The sequence below is a fragment of the Saccharibacillus alkalitolerans genome (assembly GCF_011090185.1).
Lineage (GTDB): Bacteria > Bacillota > Bacilli > Paenibacillales > Paenibacillaceae > Saccharibacillus > Saccharibacillus alkalitolerans.
This window is the reverse complement of record NZ_JAAFGS010000003.1, coordinates 74,225-91,777: the sequence shown is the minus strand read 5'-3', so window position 1 is coordinate 91,777 and position 17,553 is coordinate 74,225. Positions and strand designations below refer to the sequence as shown.

Below are 17,553 nucleotides of genomic sequence, written 5' to 3'. Positions count from 1 at the left end.
ATGGATGAACGCAAATCCGGTCAGTTAAACCATCTGGATTTATGGATCCGCTGGAAAGAGCATAACGATATCGAGGCCAAGAAGAAACTGATCGAGAATCACTTATCCATTGTCGATTACGTCTCTTCACGGCTTGCGGTGGGACTCCCGAAAAACGTTTCCAAAGACGACCTGGCAAGCAACGGAGTCATGGGACTGATCGACGCGATCGAAAAATTCGATTACAAGCGCGGCCTGCAGTTCGAAACCTATGCTTCGTGGCGGGTTCGCGGCGCCATATTGGACGGGCTGCGGCAGGGAGACTGGGTGCCTCGCTCGGTTCGTGAAAAAGCGAAAAAGATCGAGGAAGCTTATCAAAAGTTGGAGCAGGAAAATATGCGCGGCGCATCGGACAAAGAGATGAGCGAGTTTTTGGGGGTGTCCGAGAAAGAATTCCAGCAAATGCTGCAGGATGTCTCGGTCATGTCGCTGGTTTCTCTGGAAGACCCGATTCGGGAAGAAGAATCGGAAACGCGGCTGTCTGTTCTGGTTGACGAAAAAGCAAAAAATCCGGATCACAAAGTCAACGAATTTTACTTGAAGGATGCGCTGGCTAAAGGAATCGAAAAGCTGACCGAGAAAGAGCGGATCGTCATTTCGCTGCTTTATTACGAAGATCTGTCGCTCAGCGAGATTGCCGAAGTCATGTCGCTGTCGCCGTCTCGGATTTCGCAGCTGCACTCCAAGGCGATTTTGCGTCTGCGGGGAACGCTGGACAAGCAAAAAGGCCTGCTCATGCAGGATCGTTAAGGTCGGATAGAAGACGCCGGGAGCGCTTCTGCCGCCAACAAGCAAAGTTGAGTTGAAAAGAGGGGTTGTCCGTGGTAGAGCATTTGGCTTTGGATCGTCATCTCGTCGTTGCAATTGAAGCATCCAAGATGTCGGCTCGTCTTCGTTTTGCGAAGCCTGAAGAAGGTTTTGCCTGTACGGAAGAGAGTTTGAGGCAATTTCTGCACGATCAAAATGTCCGCTTCGGGTTGTTGGACGAGCAGATCCGCAGATTCGCCGCTTCGCCGGAAAGTTACTTTTTCGAAGAAGTGGAAATTGCCCGGGGGACTCCGGCCGTAGACGGACGGAACGGCCGCATCGAGATGCTGTTTGATCAAAACGGGGAAGCAAAACCTGCGGAGAAAGAAAACGGGCAGGTCGATTATAAAGAATTAATTCGGCTGAGCAACGTCAATAAAGGCCAGCTTTTGGCAAGGCGTTATCCTGCGGAAGCAGGCACGCCGGGCACCGCGGTAACCGGAGAAGAGGTTCCGTTCAAGCCCGGTAAGGAAGCGCGTTTTAAAGTTGGAAAAAACGTCGTGGTGGACGAAAATCATACATCGATGTACGCGACGATCGACGGCATGGTCAGCAGTACGGATAACGGGAAAATCAACGTGTTTACCGTTTATGAAGTACACGGCGACGTCGATTACAGCACGGGTAACGTGGACTTTGTGGGAACGGTCGTCATTCGCGGCAGCGTGCTGCCCGGATTCCGGGTCAAAGCGGCCGGCGATATTCGCGTGCGAGGAGGCGTCGAAGGCGCCGAACTGTTTGCGGACGGATCGATCGAAATTTCCGGAGGAATCATCGGTTACCATAAAGGAATCGTCAAAGCCGGAGTAAACGTGACCAGCTCGTTTATTCAGGACGGAAACGTGGAGGCCGGCGAAAATGTCATGGTTTCCCAAAGTATTTTGCATTCCGAAGTCAGAGCCGGGAAAAGCGTCATCTGCAGCGGGACGAAGGGGTTGATCGTCGGAGGGCATATTCAAGCCGGCGAAGGCGTCACCGCACGGACAATCGGCAACAGCATGGCGACGGCCACCGCAATCGAAGTAGGCGTGCTGCCGAATCTTCGCAACGAATTGGCGGACCTACATAAACGACTGCGGGAAACCGCCGACAATATGCAAAAAACGACCCAGGCGCTGGGACTGCTGGACCAAATGGCGCTTGCGGGAACGCTGAGCCCCGATAAGCTGGCTTTGCGCGCCAAATTAAGCGTCACGAAGCGCCAGCAGGAGCAGGACCGGGCACATACCAAGGAACGCATTTTCGAAATCGAACAGGTGCTTGAAGATACGGGGCGGGCCAAAGTCGTCGTCAACGACGCGATTTACGGAGGCGCCAAGATCGTGATCGGGCGCTATACCAAATTTTTGAAAGAGACCACCTATAAAGTGTCGTTCCAGTATGCGAACGGAGACATCGTAATGTCGGTTAACCGTTAATTTCCGGCGTACGGCCGGGCGAAATCAGAGGGACGGGAGTGTCCGATTATGAAAGCGATCGAAGTTCAATTAGCGGTTCACCGCGCTCCGGAAACAAGCCGCATGCAGCACGAGCAGCTTCAGCGTCCTCTGATCGATCAGGAACGGCTTGCCGGACAGGCAAGCGCGGAGATTGATCGAGCCCGGCATCGCAGCGCGCCCGCGGCGGAAGCCTCGGACGCCCATATTCGAAAAGAAGGCGACGGAGGCGGCCGGCAGCAGGAGCAGCAGCCGGGCGGAGAGCGCGGCCGAACGGAACATGTGGTCGAAGTGCGTCCTTCCTCCGCCCCGCATCCTTTTAAAGGGAAACATCTGGATTTGTCGTTGTGAGGTAGGGATTGCGCGAAATGCGACGTTTATCGTGCAGACAGAAAGGAACCTAAGATGAACGATGCCTGGCTTTACGTGGTTCTGCTCGGTGCAGCGGCAGTCGTATACGCTTTCCTGATTCCGAAAGACAGGACGGGGAAGCCGGCTGCCGGCAGCGACCGTGTCGTACGCGAAGTGGAACAAACTCTCGAACAATATATGATGGAGATGGAGAAAGAAAACGACGATCTCGTCAACCTGCTGGTGCAGATTCGGCAGGAGACCGGAGCGAAGCAGCTGGCGCTGCAGGAGCAGGTTGCGGAGATGCGAGGCAGGCTGGCCGAGATGGAACGGACGGCCGGCAAGCATGAAGCACGCATCGAACAGCTCTCTTACGCCGAAGTTTCGATGCCGGAAGCATCCGCGCCTCAGCAGGAAACGGGCAAACGGATCAGCAGCGCAGCGATCGAGAACGCGGCGGAGCAGGGAACGGACAATCCGAAGGAAGAGCCCGAGGAGTCCGTCCGGAGCCGTTATCCTCAGCTTTTTGAACTTCACGACCAGGGAAAGTCAGTTGATGCGATCGCCAAGGCCACCGGGCTGCAGCGAGGCGAAATTCAGCTGATTTTGCGTTTGGCGAAGAGGGAGGATGCGTAGTGTTTAAAAATCGCTTTTTTATGCTGGGCTTGGGAATCGGAATTATCGTGGGAGCGCTGCTGCTGCAGTTGATGCTGCTTGCCCAGAGCGGCCGCGAGCAGCTGCCCGCGGCCGCGGAGTCCACGGCGAACGAACAGCGCAATGCGGGCGGAGAAGAACCTGCGGGAGACGCCGGGGCCGACGCTTCGGAGCAGCCTGCCGCCGGAACGGCCGATGATTCTTCCGTTCCCGCCGAAGGAGACGAGCAAACTCCAGCGGCGGACAAGGCGGAGGAACCGGCGGCGGAAGCGCCGGCGAAGCCGGAGTCCCAACCGGCCGAAGCGCCGAAATCCGGAGAGAAACCAGCCGCTTCGGCGCCGACGAACAAGGCGACCGAGAAACCTTCCGCGCCGGAATCTTCCGCAGCGAATAAGCCTTCTTCTCCGCAAAAACCGGCGAACGCCGCCGATTCGAAGCAGACGGCCGAGGCGCCGACGGCACCCAAGGAACCGACTTCGTCCGACGCTGTACAGCCGCAGCGCTCGAACGCTGCGGAATCGTCCCGCGTTACGTTCGAGATCGAACGCGGCATGAACCTTCAAGCCGTGGCGCAGGCGCTGGAACGTTCGGGCATCGTAGGCGATGCCGCGGAATTCCAGCGGCAGGCGGATAAGGCGGGAGTGAGCGCCAAGCTCCAAATCGGAAACTACTCGTTCGAGTCCGGAGATTCCTACGAGGCGATCATCCGCGAAATTTCGACGCCCAAAAACGAATAATAACGAATAATATGGATGCAAGGCCGGGACTTCCGAAAGGATTTTCCGGCTTTTTCTCTTTTTTCGTACCCGTCCGTATCCTGCCCCGAAGCCGTGAAAATATTGTTCGTCGGGGATTGCGAAGCACACCCGATTATGCTAAACTAAACAACGGTGTTAAAACACACGCCGATTAATTCCGCGGAAGGTGCTTCGCCCAGGGCGGAGTCTCCACGGGAAATGATTTCGGCGGAGGGACATCATACAAAAACCATTAGGAGGTGTATGGAGAATGGCAGTTATCTCCATGAAACAGCTTCTCGAAGCTGGCGTACACTTCGGTCACCAAACTCGTCGTTGGAACCCGAAGATGGACCGTTACATTTTTACAGAAAGAAACGGAATCTACATCATCGACCTGCAAAAGACGGTCAAGAAAGTTGACGAAGCGTACAACTTCGTTAAAAACCTGGCCGGTGAAGGCGGTACGATCCTGTTCGTAGGTACCAAAAAACAAGCTCAGGATTCCGTGAAAGAAGAAGCGGAACGCTGCGGCATGTACTTCATCAACCAGCGTTGGCTCGGCGGCACGCTGACCAACTTCCAAACGATCCAAAAGCGGATCGACCGTCTGAAAAAGCTGGAACTTTGGGAAGAGGACGGCACTTTCGAAGTGCTGCCTAAAAAAGAAGTTATCCTGCTCCGCAAAGAAAAAGAGCGCCTCGAGAAGTTCCTCGGCGGCATCAAGAACATGAAGAAACTCCCTAGCGCGCTGTTCATCATCGACCCGCGCAAAGAGCGCATCGCGGTTGCCGAAGCGCGCAAGCTGAATATTCCGATCGTAGGTATCGTTGATACAAACTGCGATCCGGACGAAATCGACTACGTCATCCCGGGCAACGACGACGCGATTCGCGCTGTTAAACTGCTGACTGGTAAAATGGCTGAAGCGGTAATCGAAGCAAACCAAGGCGAACAAACGACTGCATAAGTTCGGCTGTACCGGAAACGGTGCCTGAACATGCAGAGTTAAAAAAAGAGGGTGGTTGGTGGTGAATAGCCTCTTAACCGCCCTTTTTTTAGGGATATAAGCTCGAAAACCAATACTTAACTTTTGGAGGGAATCCACAATGGCAGTAAATGCGAGTGCAGTAAAAGAACTTCGTGAAAGAACGGGCGCAGGGATGCTCGATTGCAAAAAAGCGCTGGAAGAAACAAACGGCGACATCGACAAAGCCGTAGACTTGCTTCGCGAAAAAGGCCTGTCCGCAGCAGCGAACAAAGCCGGCCGCGCCGCTACGGAAGGCACGGTTGAATCCTACATCCACGCCGGAGGCCGCATCGGCGTTCTGGTCGAGATCAACTGCGAAACGGACTTCGTCGGCAAAACCGAACAGTTCAAAAACTTCGCGCGCGACATCGCGATGCACATCGCCGCTGCGAGCCCGCTCTACGTGCGCCGCGAAGAAGTTCCGGCCGAAGTCGTAGAGAAGGAAAAAGAAATCCTGAAGGCTCAAGCGCTGAACGAAGGCAAACCGGAAAAAATCGTCGAAAAAATGGTCGAAGGCCGCGTCAACAAATACTACGAAGAAAACTGCCTGTTGGAACAGAGCTTCGTAAAAGACCCGGACAAAACGATCTCGCAGCTGCTGAACGAAAAGATCAGCACGATCGGCGAAAACATCTCCATCCGCCGCTTCGCTCGTTTCGAGCTGGGCGAAGGTCTCGAGAAAAAAGTCGACAACTTCGTCGAAGAAGTTATGGCTCAAGTTAAGTAATTTTTCGGCAAGTAACTAAAGATCAATCACAGCTTCTGTGTATGGGGGAACACTCGGTGTTCCTTCTTTTTTAACCGGGGTTCTCCCCGTACTCAGGCAGCGGAAAAAAGCGGAGGGTAAATAGATGCAGCCTGCATTTAAGCGAGTGGTACTCAAAGTCAGCGGCGAGTCGCTTGCGGGACAGAACGGATACGGAATCGACGGATTGACCATTGCCGATATTGCCGAGCAGATCAAAGAAGTGGTGGCGCTCGGGGTAGAAGTGGCAGTCGTCTGCGGCGGAGGGAATATCTGGCGGGGAATCGCCGGCAGCGCGAGCGGGATCGACCGTTCGACCGCAGATTACATGGGGATGCTGGCGACGGTCATGAACTCGCTGGCGCTTCAGGACGCGCTCGAATCGATCGGCGTGCCGACGCGCGTGCAGACCTCGATCGCGATGCAGCAGATCGCCGAACCGTACATCCGCCGCAGAGCGATCCGTCACCTGGAAAAAGGCCGCGTCGTCATCTTTGCCGCAGGTACGGGCAATCCGTTCTTCTCGACCGATACGACCGCCGCGCTGCGCGCTGCGGAAATCGAGGCGGAAGTGATCCTGATGGCGAAGAACAAAGTGGACGGCGTCTACTCGGCCGATCCGTTCGTCGACAGCACCGCTGAAAAATACGAGCAGCTCACCTACCTGGAAGTGCTGAACCGCAACCTGGGCGTGATGGACTCTACCGCTTCTTCCCTGTGCATGGACAACAATATTCCGCTGATCGTATTTGCCATTACCGAAAAAGGCAATATCAAAAAAGTCGTTCTCGGTGAAAAAATCGGAACGATCGTCAAAGGGAGTGTAGATTAATGCCTCAAGCCGTGAAAAAAAGCGCGGAAGAACGCATGGTCAAAGCCATCCAGGCGCTTCAGCGCGATCTGAGTACGCTGCGCGCCGGACGTGCGGTTCCGGCTCTGCTCGATCGGATTCAGGTCGAATACTACGGAGCTCCGACTCCGCTGAACCAACTGGCAAACATTAATACGCCGGATTCCCGCACGCTGATGATTCAGCCGTGGGACAAATCGTCGCTGAACGAAATCGAACGCGCCATTCAAAAATCGGACCTCGGTCTGACGCCTTCCAACGACGGCAATGCGATTCGTCTCGTAATTCCGGCACTGACGGAAGAACGCCGGGCGGAACTCGTCAAACTTACGAAAAAGTTCGGCGAAGAAGGCAAGGTTGCGATCCGGAACATTCGCCGCGACGCCAACGACGACATCAAGAAGAAAGAAAAGGGCGAAATCTCCGAAGACGAATCCCGTGGCCATCAGGAAGACATCCAAAAGCTTACGGATAAATATATCGCGGAAGTCGATAAAGTGATCGCTGCAAAAGAAAAAGAGATTATGGAAGTTTAAGACCCCGCGACCCCTCCGTTACAGGTGGGGTTGTGTCTTTTTTAGGGACATCTACGGGAGCTGAAGCATGGAGGAGAAGACATGATAAATCGGTTTCGCTCATGGATCGGTCCGAAAGAGCGCGAAGGAGCGTCAGGACCGGCCGAACCTTCGGCGGAGAATGTGCCGCAGCATATCGCCATCATCATGGACGGCAACGGACGATGGGCCAAGAAGCTCGGCATGCCGCGGATCGTCGGTCACCAGAGCGGGATGAAGGCGGTCAAGCGCGCCACTATCGCCGCGGACGAACTGGGCGTTCGCTATTTGACGCTGTATGCTTTTTCCACGGAAAACTGGAGCAGGCCCAAAGAAGAAGTCGACTTCCTGATGCGGCTGCCGCAGGAGTTCCTTGCACTCGAGCTGGAAGAGCTCATTGAAAAGAACGTGCAGGTACGCATGATGGGAAATATGGAGAATTTGCCCGAACATACGCTGTCGGCGATGCGCGAAGCAACGCGGCGTACGCAGGGCAATACGGGACTGGTATTGAATTTCGCCCTGAATTACGGCGCGCGGCGCGAACTCGTGGAAGGGGTGCGCGAGATTGCGCGTCGGGTCGAATCCGGCGAGCTTCGTTCGGAAGACATCGATCAGGACATGATTTCCGCCCATCTGCAAAGCGAGGGCATGCCGGACCCGGATCTGCTGATCCGGACGAGCGGCGAACTTCGGATCAGCAACTTCATGCTATGGCAGATTGCTTACAGCGAATTGTGGTTCACGGACGCCTATTGGCCGGAATTCGGCAGAGAACATCTGAGACAAGCGGTAGCCGAATACCAGCGGCGCACGCGCCGATACGGCGGTTTGAAATAACCGCCTGCGCTTGGGGAAACAAACTCAAGGGAGTGGGTATGGCGATTTGAAATAGCGGCGTCGCCCGGACGGAGGATGAGACGGTGAAACAGCGAATTATAACCGGCGTCGTAGCCGGAGGGTTATTTTTGGGATTATGCGTCGTGGGCGGAGTATGGTACCCGGCGCTGGTCATGCTGATGGCACTTGTCGGCTATTACGAGTTTGCGAAAATGAGCACGGGCGCCCCTTTTCGGACGGAAGCCTGGATCGGTTACGCGGGCGTGGCCTATTTGACATTCCCGTGGCAGGCATGGAACTTGGATTTTCCGATGCCGCCTCAGCATGCGATTTGGCTGGCTCTGCTGCTGCTGCTTTGCGCGACGGTGCTCACCAAAAACGAAATCAATATCAAGCAGGCGGCGCTTCTCTTTCTGGGAGCGGTCTATGTCGGCTTGGGTTTTTATTATATTGCCATCTCCCGGGATACGCCGGACGGGCACGGGCTGTTTTGGACGTTCCTGCTGCTGCTCAGTATCTGGGGCAGCGACGCCGGCGCTTATTTTACCGGCAAAGCTTTTGGCAAAAACAAGCTTTGGCCGGCAATCAGTCCGAATAAAACGATCGAGGGCGCTGTGGGAGGCATTCTGATCGCGGTCGTCATCGCGATCGCTTTTTCCCTGACCGCGCCGGCGCTGCTTGACCCGGTTCGGGCGATGCTCATCGGTTTGGCCGCTTCGGTCGTCGGGCAAATGGGCGATTTGATCCAGTCGGCTTATAAGAGGGTGTACGGAATCAAGGATTCGGGCAGCATTCTTCCGGGGCACGGAGGGATTCTGGACCGGTGCGACAGCTGGCTGGCAGTATTCCCTTTCGTACATATACTGCTTTTGCTTCCTTACTAGACTAGGGCGCCGCCCGGGAAGGAAAAGGAAACGGAAAGGGGACAACGGAACATGACGAAAAAGATAGCGCTGCTCGGCTCCACGGGGTCGATCGGCACGCAAACTCTGCAGGTTGCCGAGGAGCATCCCGAACATTTTCAAATCGAAGCGTTGGCAGCGGGGAACAATACTTCGCTGCTGCTGGAACAAATTCGGCGTTTTCGTCCGTCAAAAGTGTCGGTAGCGACCAAAGAAGCCGCGGATTCGTTGAAAAATCAGGTTCCTGCGGGAACGGAAGTTTTCTTCGGCGACGAAGGCCTGATCGAGATCGCCGCCGGAACGAAAGCCGATACGGTCGTGACGGCCGTGACGGGCAGCATGGGGCTGCCCGCCACGCTGGCGGCCATCGACCAAGGCAAAACGATCGCCCTTGCCAATAAGGAGACGCTGGTGACGGCCGGCCACCTGGTTATGCGGCGCGCAGCCGAACAGGGCGTGCCGATCCTGCCGGTGGACAGCGAACATTCGGCCATTTTCCAATGTCTGAACGGAGAGCCTCGGGAGCGGCTGCTGGGCATTACGCTGACCGCTTCCGGAGGTTCGTTCCGTCATTTGAGCCGGCAGGAACTGGAGAACGTCACGGTCGAAGACGCGCTCAAACACCCGAACTGGTCGATGGGAGCAAAGATCACGATCGACTCCGCGACCATGGTCAACAAGGGACTCGAAGTGATCGAAGCGCACTGGCTGTTCGGATTGTCTTACGAAGAGATCGGCGTGCTGCTGCATCCGGAAAGCATTATCCACTCTTTTGTCGAGTTTCAAGATACCAGCATCGTCGCGCAGCTCGGAAATCCCGACATGCGAGTGCCGATCCAATACGCGCTCACCTACCCGGACCGGATTCCGCTGAACGCCAAGCGTTTATCGCTGGCGGAAGTCGGAAAGTTGAATTTCCGGGAAATGGATTTCGAACGCTTCCCTTGTTTAAGGATGGCTTACGAATGTGGTAGAATGGGAGGAACCGCACCGACCGTATTCAACGCGGCGAACGAGATCGCGGTCGCGCGTTTTTTGCGCGGAGAAATTTCGTTCCTGCAGATCGAAGAGACGCTGGAACGGGTGATGCGGCGGCACAGCGCGACAGCCGACCCGGATCTGGACGCGATCCGGGAAGCCGACGTCTGGGCTCGCCGCGTCGCTGCCGAGTAAGCGCGCGGCGCTCGCATGATCGTTCCCGCCGTTTTTCGGCCTTACGGAATGCCGCTTCATCCGATTCGGGGCTTTACCAACAGGGAGGATCAGACCAGATATGATGACACTTCAGATTGTCGTGCTGACCGTATTGATGTTTTTCGTCGTCGTTACGGTCCACGAATGGGGACATTATTATTTTGCCAAACGAGCGGGAATTCTCGTCCGCGAGTTTGCGATCGGCTTCGGTCCCAAGCTGTTTGCTTATAAACGAGACGAAACGACGTTTACCCTGCGCATGCTTCCGCTGGGCGGATACGCAAGAATGGCCGGCGAAGACCCGGAACTCGATCCGATTCAACCGGGGCAGACGATCGCCGTCCGTTTATCCGATGAAGGGGTCGTCAAGAAAATTTATCTCGATCGGCTCGATACCCGCCGCAACGTCGTGATCGGCGAAATCGAATGGATCGACATCGAAGACCGGATGCAGATCCGTCTGAACGTCGACGGCGAAACGCAGCATCTGGACGTCGACCGGAAAGCCGATATCGTTATGCGAGGTCAGGAACTGCAGGTCGCTCCCAAGGATCGTCAGTTCCGCAGCAAAAGCGTCGGCAAGCGGGCGCTGGCGATCTTTGCCGGACCTCTGATGAACTTTTTGCTGGCTTTCGTTCTGTTTCTGATTTACGTTCAAGTATCCGGCGTTCCCGACGAAAAAGCGACGGGTGTCAAGGTAGGCGATGTGGTCGCCGGTACGCCGGCGGCTTCCGCAGGCCTGCAAAAAGGCGATGTCGTGCAAAGCATCGACGGGCAGCCCGTGAACGGCGACCTGTCCAAAGTAACCGAACTCGTCAACGCTTCCGGCGGCAGCGAAATTCAAATGGCCGTAGAGCGCGGAAGCGAAACGCTGCAGATTCCGGTCACGCCCAAGACGGTCAAGACCGAGGACGGACGCGAAGTGCTGCAGGTAGGCATCGCGCTCGAACAGCTTAAACGAAGCGCCTCTTTCACGGAAACCTTCCAGTTCGCAGGCAAATCGTTCGCCAGCGGAAGCACGGCGATTCTCGACGCGCTCCGCAAGCTGGTGTTCGAACGCTTCGATATCAACCAGTTAGCGGGGCCGGTCGGCACGCTGCAGGCGACGGGACAAATCGCGAGCCAGGGCATCGACCAGATGATTCTCTGGACGGCGTTGGTCAGCATCAACCTCGGCATTTTCAACCTGCTGCCGATTCCGATGCTGGACGGCAGCCGGCTGATCTTCCTCGGCATCGAAGCGGTGCGCAGAAAGCCGATCGATCCGAACAAAGAAGGGATCGTCCACTTCGTCGGCTTCGCGCTCATTTTCCTGCTGATGATCGCCGTCACGTATAACGATATTTTGCGCATTATCAATAGTTAGAACGAACGGTTAGGAACCGGCCGTGCCGCCCTGCGGCGGCAAAAGCGGTTCGTTCGATAAACGGAGGGAATGTCATGGCAAGCGAGAAACAGGATAAACAGTTCGTTACCGAAATTACGCCGCAGAGCGAAGATTTTTCGCGCTGGTATATCGACGTCATCAAAAAAGCGGAGCTGATGGATTATTCGCCGGTTCGCGGCTGCATCGTCTTCCGCCCGGACGGCTACGCCATCTGGGAAAACATTCAGCAGGAAATGGACCGCCGGTTCAAGGAAACGGGACACCGCAACGCCTATTTCCCGATGCTGATTCCGGAAAGCTTTTTCCAAAAAGAAAAAGAGCACATCGAAGGCTTTAACCCGGAGCTGCCGTTCGTGACGGAAGCGGGCGGGGACATCCTCGAAGAGCGTCTCGCGGTGCGTCCGACGTCGGAAACGATGTTCGGCCATATGTACTCCAAATGGATCAAGTCGTACCGCGACCTGCCGGTGCTGATCAACCAGTGGGCAAACGTCATGCGCTGGGAGAAGCGTACGCTTCCGTTCCTGCGCACGAGCGAATTTTTGTGGCAGGAAGGCCATACGGCGCACGAGAACGAGCAGGACGCGCGCGAAGAAACGATGCGCATGCTCGAATTGTACCGCGACTTCGTCGAAGATTTCCTTGCGCTTCCGGTCGTGATGGGGCAGAAGACGCCTTCGGAAAAATTCGCGGGCGCCGTCGACACGTTCTCGATCGAAGCGATGATGAAAGACGGCAAAGCCGTACAGGCCGGAACGTCTCACTATATGGGAACGAACTTTGCCAAGGCGTTCGAAATCCAGTACCTCAACCGGGACAACGAGCTGGAATTCACCCACACGACGTCTTGGGGTACCAGTACCCGCCTGATCGGATCGATGATTATGGCGCACGGCGACGACCGCGGCCTCGTCATTCCGCCGAAAGTGGCGCCGACGCAGGTGATGATCATCCCGATCGGCCCTCCGAAAACGCGCGATATGGTCATTGAGCGCGCCGACGCGCTGTATGCCGAGCTTAAAGCCGCCGGCATTCGCGTAGGCATGGACGACCGCGCGGACGTGCGTCCGGGTTGGAAGTTCAACGAATACGAGATGCGCGGCGTGCCGGTGCGGATCGAGATCGGACCGCGAGACATCGAAAACGGCGTCTGCCTCTTGGCTTCGCGCCTGGGCGGCGACAAGCTGACCGTGCAGCTGGATAACGTGACGGCGGAAGTGAAGCAGCTGCTGGACGAGGTGCAAAAAGGCATCTTCCAACGCGCGCTGGAATTCCGCGAAAGCAATTTCCATGCGGTGGACAATTTGGACGAGATGAAAGCGCAGATGGAAGAAAAGCGCGGATTTTTCCTCGCCGGCTGGTGCGGAAGCGAAGCCTGCGAGGAAACGGTACGCGCCGAGACCGGAGCGACGAGCCGCAACATTCCGTTCGAGCCGCGGGAGCGCAAGACGACCTGCGCGGCCTGCGGAGAAGCGGCCAAGCATACGGTCGTGTTCGCCAAAGCGTATTGATGCATGCAGTTAGACCGGGCCCGTACGGCCGGACAACCGGATGAAGGCAGCCCGGAATGAAGCTTCCGGCGGCGAGGCGAAGATAGCGGCCCGCCGCGGAAGCTCTTCGCTTTTTACGAAACAAAGGGGGACAGACGATGAGTGAGACGGCAGAGCGCCGGCAGCGGCTCGAACTGCTGATGAAGCAGGCCGAGATGCCCGCCAGCGCGGCGGACCCTTATTTTAACGACGGATATATCGATCGGGTGGAAATCAGCCGTTCGAACCGGGACTGGAAAATCGTGCTCGTCAAGGACACGCTGGTACCGGCCCAGATTTACCGCACGTTCTGTCTGCAGATCCAGGAGCGGCTGAAGCATATCGCGAAGATTCGCTTCCTTTTTCAATATACGGGCGAGAACCGGGAAAGCGAAATTATCGGCGAGTACTGGAAGCTGTTCATCGAATGGGCACAGCGCGAAATTCCGTCGGTTAACGGCTGGATGGCGAGAGCCCAAGCGGTGACGGAAGGCAAAACGACGACCGTGTCGTTTACCGACAACATGTCGCTGGAGATGGCGCGCAAGCGGAACATCGACCGGGCGCTGATCGATTTTTACGAAAAATACTTCGGGCTGCAGCTGCAGGTCAAACTGAACGTCAACGAAGGCGAAGCCGCCGCCCAGGAGGCGAAAGCCGCGTTCGACGAGATGCGCCGCCGCGAAGAGCTGGCCGCGATCGAGAAGATGATGGCCGAGATCGACGCCGAAGTCAGCGCGGGCAGCGAAAGCGAAGGCGAGGAGAATATCAAGCTGCAGATCGGCTACGATATTCGCGACGAAGCCGTGCCTCTGCAGAATTTGCAGGACGAGGAGAAGAAAATTACGATTCAAGGTCTTATTTTCGGCCTTGAGAGCAAAGAGCTCCGCAACGGCAGCACTCTGTTTACGTACTATCTGACCGATTACAGCGACTCCCTGCAGATGAAAATGTTCGCCAAAAACAAAGAGGATCTCAAAGTCATGAGCCTGCTCGCCAACGGCAAGTGGGTCAAGGCGCGCGGCCGCGTGGAATTGGATCGTTTTATGCAAATTCCGGAACTGGTCATGATCCCGTCGGATTTGATGGAAATCAAGTCGCCTCCGATCCGCATGGACAACGCCGAAGAGAAGCGGGTCGAATTCCACCTGCATACAAAAATGAGCACGATGGACGCGGTCTGCTCGATCGACGAGTACGTCAAACGGGCCGCCAAGTGGGGGCATAAAGCGATCGCGGTTACGGACCACGGCGGCGTGCAGTGTTACCCGGACGCGGCGAAAGCGGCCAAAAAAAACGGCATCAAAATGATCTACGGCCTTGAAGCGAACGTCGTGAACGATTCCGTGGCGGTCGTGGAGAACCCGCGGGACGAGGAATTGAAGACGGCCGAGTATGTCGTATTCGATATCGAGACCACCGGCTTGTCGATCACGCAGAACAAGATTATCGAAATCGCGGCTGTCAAAATGCAGAACGGCCAGGAGCTGGGACGATATTCGACGTTCGTCGATCCGCATGAGCGGATTCCGTATCATATCCAACAGCTGACCAACATCACGGACGACATGGTAAGGGGCGCGCCCGAGATTGACAGCGTTATTCGCGAATTCGTCGAATTTGCCGGCGATTCCATCTTGGTTGCCCATAACGCGAGATTCGATATCGGATTCATTCAGGCAACGCTGAAAAATTTCGGTCTGCCTCTAATGGAAAATCCAGTGCTCGATACGCTGGAACTTGCGCGTTTGCTGCATCCGTCGATGAAAAATCACCGTTTGAATACGCTGGCGACCAAGTATAAAGTTGCGCTTGAGAGCCATCACCGCGCCATTGACGATACGATCGCGCTCGGCGGCATTCTGACGGGATTGATCGACGAAGCCGTCAAGGAGCGCAATTTGAAAAATTTGAGCCGGTTGAACGACTTCGTCGGCATGGACCTGTCCAACGCCCGTCCGTTCCACTGCGGCATTTATGCGCTGAACGACGTGGGCAGAAAAAATTTGTACAAGCTCGTATCCATGTCGCATACCGAACATTTCAAGCGGGTACCGTGTATTCCGAAGTCGAAGCTCGAAAAAATGCGCGAAGGCCTGCTGATCCTGTCGGGCTGCGAAAAAGGCGAGTTTTTCGAAGCGGTCCTCAACAAAACGGTGGAAGAGGCGGAGGAAGTCGCGCAGTTCTACGATATTCTCGAAATCCAGCCGCTGACCATGTATATGCATTTGGTGGACAAAGGACTGGTCGGCAGCGCGGAAGAGTTGAAAATCGCCGTCGAAAAAGTGTGCAAAATCGGCAATAAGCTGAACAAGCCGGTCGTGGCGACGGGCAACGCGCATTACCTCGATCCACGCGACAAGCTGTACCGGGATATTACCATTCACGGCATTACGGGATTCAGCCCGCTCAAAGACCAGAACAAACCCGACGCGCATTTCCGCACCACGGAAGAGATGTTGGAAGAATTTAAATTCCTCGGCGAAGAAAAGGCGAAAGAAGTCGTCGTGACCAACACGTCCGAACTGGCCGACCGCTTCGAGGAGCTCAAGCTGTTCCCTTCGGAGCTGTACACGCCCGTCATCGAAGGAGCAGACCAGGAAATCCGCGACACCTGCTACAGTACGGCAAAGGACATGTACGGCGACGAACTGCCGGAAGTCATCATTGCCCGCCTGGAAAAAGAATTGGAGCCGATCATCAAATACGGCTTCTCCGCCAACTATCTGATTTCCGAACGCCTGGTGAAAAAGTCCAACAGCGACGGCTATCTGGTCGGTTCTCGGGGGTCCGTCGGTTCGTCCGTCGTCGCGATGTTCCTCGGCATTTCCGAGGTCAATCCGCTGCCTCCGCATTACATCTGCCGCAACAAGGCGTGCAAGCACAGCGAATGGTTCCTCGACGGCAGCGTGCGAAGCGGATTCGACCTGCCGAACAAGGAATGCCCGGACTGCGGGTCGACCATGCTCGGCGAAGGACACGATATTCCGTTCGAGACTTTCCTGGGCTTCAAAGGCGACAAGGTTCCCGATATCGACTTGAACTTCTCCGGCGAGTATCAGCCGCAGGCGCACAACTTCACCAAAACGATGTTCGGGCCGGACAACGTATTCCGCGCCGGCACGATCGGTACGGTCGCCGAGAAAACGGCGTTCGGTTTTGCGAAAAAATACGAAGAAGAGCATCAAAAGCGCTGGCGTTCCGCCGAACTGAACCGGCTGGCGTCAGGCTGTACCGGCGTCAAGCGAAGCACCGGGCAGCACCCCGGCGGCATCGTCGTTCTTCCGGATTATATGGAGATCGAAGATATCACTCCGGTTCAGTATCCGGCCGACGACGTCAACGCGGAGTGGAAAACGACCCACTTCGACTATCACGCGTTTGACGAAAACCTGCTGAAGCTCGATATTCTGGGGCACGACGATCCGACCATGATGCGGATGCTGCAGGATCTCACCGGCGTCGATCCGACGACCATCCCGATGAACGATCCGAAAGTCATGAGCATGTTCAATTCGACGGATGCGCTCGGCGTTACGCCGGAACAGATCCGGACCCCCGTCGCGACGTACGGCGTGCCGGAAATGGGGACGAAATTCGTCCGCCAGATGCTGATCGAGGCCAAGCCGTCCAGCTTTGCCGACCTTCTGCAGATTTCCGGCCTATCGCACGGAACCGGCGTCTGGCTCGGCAATGCCGACGAATTGATCAAGAACGGAACCTGCAACATCAAAACCGTGATCGGCTGCCGGGACGATATCATGCTGTTCCTGATCTACAAAGCGGGCATGGACGCGGGCCTCGCGTTCAAGATCACGGAGAGCGTGCGTAAGGGCAAAGGTTTGAGCCAGGAGTGGATCGACGAGATGAAGAGATGCAAAGTGCCGAACTGGTACATCGATTCCTGCTTGAAGATCCAGTACATGTTCCCGAAAGCGCACGCCGCGGCTTATGTAATCTCGGCCGTGCGGACGGCTTATTTCAAGCTTTATCATCCGATCGAATATTACGCGACGTATTTCTCGGTCCGCGCGGCGGACTTCGACATCGAGCTGTTCTGCCAGGGTTACGAAGCGATCGGCCGCAAAATCGTCGAGATCGAGCAAAAGGGCTTCCAGGCGCAGCCGAAAGAAAAAGCGATGCTGCCGATCCTCGAAATGGCGCTTGAAATGACGGCCCGCGGCTTTACGTTCCAATCGATCGACCTGTATCGTTCCGACGCCACCAAGTTTATCGTCGACGGCAGCAGCCTGATCTTCCCGTTCGCGGCGCTCGCGGGTCTGGGCGAGAACGCGGCCCGCGGCGTGGCGGCCGCTCGCGAACACGGCGAATTTCTGTCGATCGAAGACTTCCAGCAGAAGTCCAAAGCATCGAAAACGATCATCGAACTGCTCGGCCAGCTCGGCTGCTTCCGCGGTCTGCCGGAGAGCAACCAGCTTTCGCTGTTTTGACGGCAAAGCTCGGCGGGACGCTTTGTAAAGCCCCGATACTTGTCACC

The 17,553-nt window shown here is 56.1% G+C and carries 15 protein-coding genes; all 15 read left to right on the top strand.

What is annotated here, in order from left to right; translation table 11 throughout:
- The 15 genes from GYN08_RS09135 (at window position 1) to GYN08_RS09065 (ending at window position 17,506) form a co-directional block, all read left to right on the top strand.
- Window positions 1-789 (top strand): FliA/WhiG family RNA polymerase sigma factor, encoded by a 789-nt coding sequence (locus GYN08_RS09135; protein WP_166273916.1) that lies wholly within the window; start codon window positions 1-3, stop codon window positions 787-789.
- A gap of 71 nt (window positions 790-860) precedes the next feature.
- Window positions 861-2,264: a DUF342 domain-containing protein gene (locus GYN08_RS09130; RefSeq protein WP_166273915.1), complete on the top strand. Its 1,404-nt coding sequence runs from the start codon at window positions 861-863 to the stop codon at window positions 2,262-2,264.
- A 48-nt stretch (window positions 2,265-2,312) separates the two neighbouring features.
- Window positions 2,313-2,633 (top strand): hypothetical protein, encoded by a 321-nt coding sequence (locus GYN08_RS09125; protein ID WP_166273914.1) that lies wholly within the window; start codon window positions 2,313-2,315, stop codon window positions 2,631-2,633.
- 54 nt (window positions 2,634-2,687) lie between these two features.
- Window positions 2,688-3,269 carry a hypothetical protein gene (locus GYN08_RS09120; protein WP_166273913.1) on the top strand — a complete coding sequence of 194 codons (582 nt, stop codon included), beginning with the start codon at window positions 2,688-2,690 and terminating at the stop codon, window positions 3,267-3,269.
- Complete coding sequence (locus tag GYN08_RS09115; protein ID WP_166273912.1) at window positions 3,269-4,024, top strand: endolytic transglycosylase MltG; 756 nt, start codon at window positions 3,269-3,271, stop codon at window positions 4,022-4,024. The genes GYN08_RS09120 and GYN08_RS09115 overlap by 1 nt, the downstream gene beginning before the upstream one ends.
- Before the next feature lie 271 nt (window positions 4,025-4,295).
- Entirely contained in the window at window positions 4,296-4,994 is a 699-nt protein-coding gene (gene rpsB, locus GYN08_RS09110; protein ID WP_166273911.1) for a 30S ribosomal protein S2, read from the top strand.
- A 139-nt stretch (window positions 4,995-5,133) separates the two neighbouring features.
- The gene (gene tsf / locus GYN08_RS09105; RefSeq protein ID WP_166273910.1) at window positions 5,134-5,781 is read left to right on the top strand and encodes a translation elongation factor Ts; all 648 of its coding nucleotides are present in this window, start codon (window positions 5,134-5,136) and stop codon (window positions 5,779-5,781) included.
- A 124-nt stretch (window positions 5,782-5,905) separates the two neighbouring features.
- Window positions 5,906-6,631: a UMP kinase gene (gene pyrH, locus GYN08_RS09100; RefSeq protein ID WP_166273909.1), complete on the top strand. Its 726-nt coding sequence runs from the start codon at window positions 5,906-5,908 to the stop codon at window positions 6,629-6,631.
- On the top strand, window positions 6,631-7,185 hold the full coding sequence (gene frr, locus GYN08_RS09095; RefSeq protein ID WP_166273908.1) for a ribosome recycling factor: 555 nt from the start codon (window positions 6,631-6,633) through the stop codon (window positions 7,183-7,185). Before pyrH ends, frr begins: the two co-directional genes overlap by 1 nt.
- An 81-nt stretch (window positions 7,186-7,266) precedes the next feature.
- On the top strand, window positions 7,267-8,043 hold the full coding sequence (locus GYN08_RS09090) for an isoprenyl transferase (protein WP_166273907.1): 777 nt from the start codon (window positions 7,267-7,269) through the stop codon (window positions 8,041-8,043).
- 83 nt (window positions 8,044-8,126) lie between these two features.
- Complete coding sequence (locus tag GYN08_RS09085) at window positions 8,127-8,927, top strand: phosphatidate cytidylyltransferase (RefSeq protein ID WP_166273906.1); 801 nt, start codon at window positions 8,127-8,129, stop codon at window positions 8,925-8,927.
- A gap of 51 nt (window positions 8,928-8,978) precedes the next feature.
- The gene (locus GYN08_RS09080; RefSeq protein ID WP_166273905.1) at window positions 8,979-10,118 is read left to right on the top strand and encodes a 1-deoxy-D-xylulose-5-phosphate reductoisomerase; all 1,140 of its coding nucleotides are present in this window, start codon (window positions 8,979-8,981) and stop codon (window positions 10,116-10,118) included.
- Between the two features lie 100 nt (window positions 10,119-10,218).
- On the top strand, window positions 10,219-11,505 hold the full coding sequence (gene rseP / locus GYN08_RS09075) for an RIP metalloprotease RseP (RefSeq protein WP_166273904.1): 1,287 nt from the start codon (window positions 10,219-10,221) through the stop codon (window positions 11,503-11,505).
- A 74-nt stretch (window positions 11,506-11,579) separates the two neighbouring features.
- A complete protein-coding gene (gene proS, locus GYN08_RS09070) occupies window positions 11,580-13,037 on the top strand; it encodes a proline--tRNA ligase (RefSeq protein ID WP_166273903.1) in 1,458 nt (485 codons plus the stop codon).
- Between the two features lie 137 nt (window positions 13,038-13,174).
- A complete protein-coding gene (locus tag GYN08_RS09065; protein WP_166273902.1) occupies window positions 13,175-17,506 on the top strand; it encodes a PolC-type DNA polymerase III in 4,332 nt (1,443 codons plus the stop codon).
- Window positions 17,507-17,553 lie beyond the last annotated feature (47 nt).

Bases quoted from the DNA above. Each gene is read 5' to 3' on its own strand.
- GYN08_RS09135 (WP_166273916.1), top strand. From the start codon at position 1: ATGGATGAACGCAAATCCGGTCAGTTAAACCATCTGGATTTATGGATC.
- GYN08_RS09125 (WP_166273914.1), top strand. From the start codon at position 2,313: ATGAAAGCGATCGAAGTTCAATTAGCGGTTCACCGCGCTCCGGAAACA.
- GYN08_RS09120 (WP_166273913.1), top strand. From the start codon at position 2,688: ATGAACGATGCCTGGCTTTACGTGGTTCTGCTCGGTGCAGCGGCAGTC.
- rpsB (WP_166273911.1), top strand. From the start codon at position 4,296: ATGGCAGTTATCTCCATGAAACAGCTTCTCGAAGCTGGCGTACACTTC.
- tsf (WP_166273910.1), top strand. From the start codon at position 5,134: ATGGCAGTAAATGCGAGTGCAGTAAAAGAACTTCGTGAAAGAACGGGC.
- pyrH (WP_166273909.1), top strand. From the start codon at position 5,906: ATGCAGCCTGCATTTAAGCGAGTGGTACTCAAAGTCAGCGGCGAGTCG.
- frr (WP_166273908.1), top strand. From the start codon at position 6,631: ATGCCTCAAGCCGTGAAAAAAAGCGCGGAAGAACGCATGGTCAAAGCC.
- GYN08_RS09090 (WP_166273907.1), top strand. From the start codon at position 7,267: ATGATAAATCGGTTTCGCTCATGGATCGGTCCGAAAGAGCGCGAAGGA.
- GYN08_RS09080 (WP_166273905.1), top strand. From the start codon at position 8,979: ATGACGAAAAAGATAGCGCTGCTCGGCTCCACGGGGTCGATCGGCACG.
- rseP (WP_166273904.1), top strand. From the start codon at position 10,219: ATGATGACACTTCAGATTGTCGTGCTGACCGTATTGATGTTTTTCGTC.
- proS (WP_166273903.1), top strand. From the start codon at position 11,580: ATGGCAAGCGAGAAACAGGATAAACAGTTCGTTACCGAAATTACGCCG.
- GYN08_RS09065 (WP_166273902.1), top strand. From the start codon at position 13,175: ATGAGTGAGACGGCAGAGCGCCGGCAGCGGCTCGAACTGCTGATGAAG.